4 protein-coding genes are annotated in these 4,686 nt (G+C 39.9%); 3 read left to right on the plus strand and 1 reads right to left on the minus strand.

Annotated elements, in window-relative coordinates:
* On the plus strand, positions 1-2,534 hold a 2,534-nt coding region (locus AC1DPZ_RS22210; RefSeq protein ID WP_477407550.1), incomplete at its 5' end, for an efflux RND transporter permease subunit.
* Between the two features lie 193 nt (positions 2,535-2,727).
* On the plus strand, positions 2,728-3,213 hold the full coding sequence (locus tag AC1DPZ_RS22215; protein WP_477407552.1) for a DUF4126 family protein: 486 nt from the start codon (positions 2,728-2,730) through the stop codon (positions 3,211-3,213).
* Here the strand turns inward: AC1DPZ_RS22215 and AC1DPZ_RS22220 are convergent.
* Positions 3,210-4,325, minus strand: a complete 1,116-nt coding sequence (locus tag AC1DPZ_RS22220) for a mechanosensitive ion channel family protein (protein WP_477407554.1) — start codon at positions 4,323-4,325, stop codon at positions 3,210-3,212. The two genes, AC1DPZ_RS22215 and AC1DPZ_RS22220, sit on opposite strands and share 4 nt — an antisense overlap.
* A gap of 167 nt (positions 4,326-4,492) precedes the next feature.
* On the opposite strand from AC1DPZ_RS22220, the gene AC1DPZ_RS22225 reads away from it, so the two are divergent.
* A partial coding sequence (locus AC1DPZ_RS22225) for a TetR/AcrR family transcriptional regulator (RefSeq protein WP_477407556.1) occupies positions 4,493-4,686 on the plus strand: 194 nt, incomplete at its 3' end.

The following is a 4,686-nucleotide window of genomic DNA, read 5'->3' on the forward strand; positions in this document are numbered from 1 at the left end:
CATTAAATGTAAGTAAAAGGGCTGGCGAAAACCTGATTCAGGCATCAGATAAGATAAATGAACTTATCAAACAAAAGCAAAAAACAGTTTTCCCCAAAGGCTTAAATATCACGGTAACCGGCGATCAGTCTGACAAAACCCGTACAACACTTAACGACCTGATAAATACCATAGTAATTGGTTTTATACTGGTAACGGTTATTCTGATGTTTTTTATGGGTACTACCAATGCCATATTTGTAGCTTTGTCAGTGCCATTATCGTGCTTTATAGCTTTCCTGATAATGCCCTGGATAGGTTTTACATTGAATATGATTGTGCTGTTCTCGTTCCTGCTGGCCTTAGGTATTGTGGTGGATGACGCCATTGTGGTTATCGAAAATACCCACCGCATATTTGCCAATGGAAAAGTACCTATTAAGCAGGCCGCTAAAATTGCTGCCGGCGAGGTGTTTTTACCGGTGTTCTCGGGTACCATGACCACTCTTGCACCATTTGTACCGTTGGCATTCTGGAATAGTTTGATAGGGCATTTTATGTTCTTTTTACCTATTACTTTAATTATAACCTTATTGGCTTCATTGGTTGTGGCTTATATTATTAATCCGGTTTTCGCGGTTGATTTTATGAAACCTCATTTTGACGGAGAGCATGATCATCCCAAATTTGATCGCAAGGTAAAGCGGGCAATGATATACCTGCTTATTGCCACAGTTGTGGGTTACCTGATAAACTTTGGAATAGGTAACTTTATGGTGCTGATAATAGCGCTGTACCTTTTAAACCACTTTGTACTGTTAAAGATTATCGACAGATTCCAGAAAAATTCCTGGCCGCGTTTTCAGCAATGGTATGCTAAATGGCTTGAAAAAGCTGTTCACTTTCCTAAAACCATGTTGTTTGGTACTATGGGTTTATTTGTGTTTGCCATAGTTTTAATGAACTTAATTGGTAAAACACCTGAATTTTTCCCGTCTGGCGACCCTAACTTTGCCTATGTGTACATTACTATGCCGATAGGTACCGACCAGACTTACACAAACGAAGTGACCAAGAAACTGGAGAAACGTGTTGCCGAAGTAGTTGAACCGGATAAGGACATCGTATCGTCGGTTATTTCAAACGTTACCAAAGGGGTTGCCGATCCTTCAGATGAGGACCAGGGTGATTATGAAAACAAAGGTAAGGTAACGGTTGCATTTGTTGAATTTGGTAAGCGTAATGGCAAAGATACCAAAGCAATATTGAAAAGGATTCGCCAGGCAGTTCAAGGTGTACCCGGGGCTAAAATATCAGTAACACAGGAAAATAGCGGCCCGCCGGTACAAAAGGATATCAGTATCGAAATAATTGGCGATAACCTTGATTCGTTAGTTAAAACAGGAGATCGTTTGAAAAGCTATTTGGTTAAGCAAAATATCGCCGGTATTGAGAATTTAACTGCCGATGTTCAAAGTGACAAACCTACCATTGTTTTTGATGTTGACCGCGAGCGTGCCAACCGGGAAGGGATATCTTCTGGTCTCATCACCCAAAATTTGGCTACCGCAATATTAGGTTCCAAAGCCGCTGATTTCAGGAATACCAAGGAAGATGATTACCAGATAAAAGTACGCGCATTGMAAAGCCAGCGAGGCGATATCGACGCCCTTAAAAATCTTAAGGTTACTTATCGCGACATGGCAACAGGAGGCGCAATTCGCCAGGTGCCAATTTCTGCCTTTACCGATGTACGTTACACCAATACTTACAGTAACATAAAACGTAAGCAGCAAAGGYGGGTACTTACATTAGGGTCAAACGTTATAAAGCCATTTAATCCTAACGATGTTAACGCAAACATTAAACTGGCTATCAACAACTTTAAAGCGCCCGATAATGTATCTATAAGAATGGGTGGTGGACAGGAAGACCAAATGGAAGCAATGACCTTTCTGTTATCTGCACTTGGCGTATCATTTGGTTTGATATTGGTTATTTTAATGATCCAGTTTAACTCTATTGGTAAAACATTTATTATCATCAGCGAGATCTTCTTTAGTATCATTGGGGTACTGCTGGGGGTAACTATATTCCACATGACTATGTCTATTGTAATGACAGGTATTGGTATCATAGCACTTGCCGGTGTGGTTGTAAGAAACGGAATCTTGCTGGTTGAATTTACTGACATGCTGATAGAGCAGGGTGCAAATGTACACGATGCAGTTGTTGAAGCCGGGCATACCCGTATGACGCCGGTATTATTAACCGCCACCGCCGCCATATTGGGGTTAATACCTTTGGCAGTTGGCTTTAATATCGACTTTGTAGGTTTATTCACCCACTTTAAACCACACATCCATTTCGGCGGTGATAATGTTGCTTTCTGGGGGCCTTTGGCATGGACAATGATATTCGGCTTAGGTTTTGCAACCATTATTACATTGATCCTGGTACCTTGTATGTACCTTATTCGTTACAACCTTAAGGCAAGACTTTTTGGTAAAAAAGAAAAGAAACATGTAGCAGTATTAGAAGCCGAAACTGTTTAATATACTAAATTATAAACAACAAATAGCCGCACACTGAAAAGTATGCGGCTATTTTGTTTATAAGACAGGCTATAATTTAAGTGTTGATGTTATAGGTGATAATATTACAATTTTACTTACTGATTTATGGTTTTTAGTTAGAACATAATGAGATGTGTATGGTTTTATACGTACAACAAATATCAAAATCAATATGGAACTCAAGATATCCCATCCCTTTTGGCAGGTTGTCGGTCTTGGAGCCTTAGCCGGTATGCGCTCAACATCGGCACCGCTTATCGCCAGCCATATATTAAGTCATCATCAGTTAAAAAAGCCAGATCATTCATCTTTGCGCTTCATTCAATCTAAAAACGTGGCGCTTGCTTTGAAGATTTTAGCTATAGGTGAAATAATTGGCGATAAGCTACCCTCAGCACCAAACCGCATTAAGCCCACTTCACTTGGCTTCAGGATGCTTTCGGGTGCGCTCGCCGGTGCATGTATTTATAAGGCAACGGGTGATAAGGCTGCTATAGGTGCCTTAATTGGCGGAGCAGCTGCTTTTGCATCCACATTTGGTAGTTACTTTTTACGTAAGGGCACAGTTAAAACCAGTCATGTTATTGACCCAATTGTAGGCGCTATTGAAGATGCACTTGTAATTGGCAGCGGAATTGAACTATCCAATGCGGCCTAATTACCAGTTTTGGGCAGTATATATTTTTCGAGGTTACTTACTTGTGTACGAATCCTGGGTAAACTATCGGGGTAATTCTGCTGGATAAAGGTTACCAGGTTCTCCCTGATGTAGCAGCGCAAATCAAACGCTTCGGACGAATTGCGCGCACTCATCAGCACACGTACTTCAATAGTGTTTTCTTTGGTATCGGTTACCTGTACTACCTTGACTTTTTTATCCCAAAGTGGCGAAAGTTCGATTAAACGATCAAACTCTTTACGGATAGCTTCAAGCGGAATAGTGTAATCAACGTATAAAAATACTGTTCCCAATATCTCGGATGTGGATCTGGTCCAGTTTTGAAAGGGTTTTGTAATRAAATAGTTGATCGGGAGAATCAGCCTGCGTTTATCCCATATATTCAGTACCACGTAAGTTAAGGTTATCTCCTCTACACGTCCCCATTCGCCTTCCACCACCAAAACATCATCAATCCGGATTGGTTGTGTAAACGCTATCTGGAAACCTGCCAGTAGATTTCCCAATGAGTTTTGTGCCGCGAAACCTACAATAATACCACCAATCCCCACACCCGTTAATAAGCCTGTACCAATTTTACGCATGCTTTCAAAACTAAGCAAGATGATGGCTATGGTTACAAATACAATAACCACCACCAAAAACTTACGGATAAACTGAATTTGCGTGCGCACTTTCCGCTCCACCAGGTTATCAGCTTTATTAAGATCGTAGGTGTGATAGATGTAGTCTTCCAGGATCCTGATAGCACGCACAAGAATGCCTGCAAAAGATATAGTAAGCAAAATTTCAATTGTTTTATCAAGCGGCGTAACGTAAACCTTGTCCATCCTCATAACAGGAATAAAAAGATTTAACAAAAATAGCGGGATAAAGTAAGTTATGGCACTACCTAAATTGACTAACACCGATCTGAAGAATGAGTAGGATTCCTCTTTCTTAGCATAAAACTTAAACAGACTGGTAACTACATATTTTATGATAATCCCCACCAGGATAGCTATCAAAGCTATCAGGAGGTTCCATACTATGGATGGAATTTGCCGGGAAAATTCAAGCAGATCAGGGGGTAACCTGTTTTCAATATTCATGGTATTTGTATTAATCAACATTAGTTAAATACTACGAATGTAAAATTGTTTTGGTAAAGTGTAACGAAATGGGGGGTGATATACATATGTATAGATTTTTTGATAGATTTGTTTAAAAAGTCAGGAATGTAGTTTGCTGACAACAAATTATATAATTTATATAACAAATGGCTGCAGTGAATGACCATCAGGATATAAAAAGGGAAAGGATATTAGAAGCCTCATATGAGCGTTTTTTGCATTACGGTTATTCAAAAACCACGATGAACGAGATCGCCGGGGATCTTTCTATGTCAAAAGCTTTGCTATACTATTACTTCCCCGATAAAAGCCAGTTATACATAGCTGTAATGCGTAAACT

It is taken from the genome of Mucilaginibacter sp. P4_G9 (genome assembly GCF_056400985.1).